A 659-nucleotide genomic window follows, 5' to 3' on the forward strand; every position below is an offset into this window, starting at 1 on the left:
CCAGGATCGGCTCGAGGGCCGTGGCGGCCGCGCCGCTGAGCGCCGGGTGGGCGTCCGCCGCCGAGCGCTGGATCTCGATCGGTCCCACCTCCGCGGTCAGCGCGTGCGCCTCGACGACCTCCCGCAGCACGGGCTCCAGCTCCGCCGCGATGGGGGCGAAGTACCCCGAGAGCACGACCGTCGAGAGGTCCAGGACGTTCATCGAGTTCGCGAGCACCACCCCGAGGGGGCGCCCGATCATCTCCATGACCGCGTCCCGGCTCCGCAGCCGCTCGGCCGTGGCCGCCACGAGGTCCTCGATCCGGACGTCCTCCGGCAGCCCCGTCCGCGCCCGCAGCGCGTGGTAGCTGACGTAGGCCTCGAGGCAGCCCCGCCGGCCGCACCGGCACAGCTCCCCGCCGGGGGTGATCGTGACGTGGCCGAGCTCCCCGGCCCAGCCGTGCTCGCCCCGGTGGATCCGCCCGTCCAGGACCACGGCGCCCCCGATGCCGGTCTCGCCGTGCAGGAAGAGGAAGGACTCCCCGGGCCGGTGCAGGACCTCGGTGCGCGCGGCGAGCACGCTGTCGTTGCCGGCCGTCAGCGCGGGGCCCCGGAAGGGCGGCAGCCGCCGGAGCCGCTCGACCAGCGGGACGTGCTCCCAGGCCAGGTTCGGCGCGGAG

General features: G+C 76.2%; 1 protein-coding gene. It reads right to left on the reverse strand.

Annotated features, from left to right (window positions below; genetic code table 11):
- Positions 1 to 659, reverse strand: a 659-nt coding sequence (locus RCG67_RS16920) for an ROK family protein (protein ID WP_368827962.1), incomplete at both ends; no start/stop codon positions are given.

The sequence above is a fragment of the Kocuria cellulosilytica genome (assembly GCF_040981245.1).
Taxonomy (GTDB): domain Bacteria; phylum Actinomycetota; class Actinomycetes; order Actinomycetales; family Micrococcaceae; genus Kocuria; species Kocuria cellulosilytica.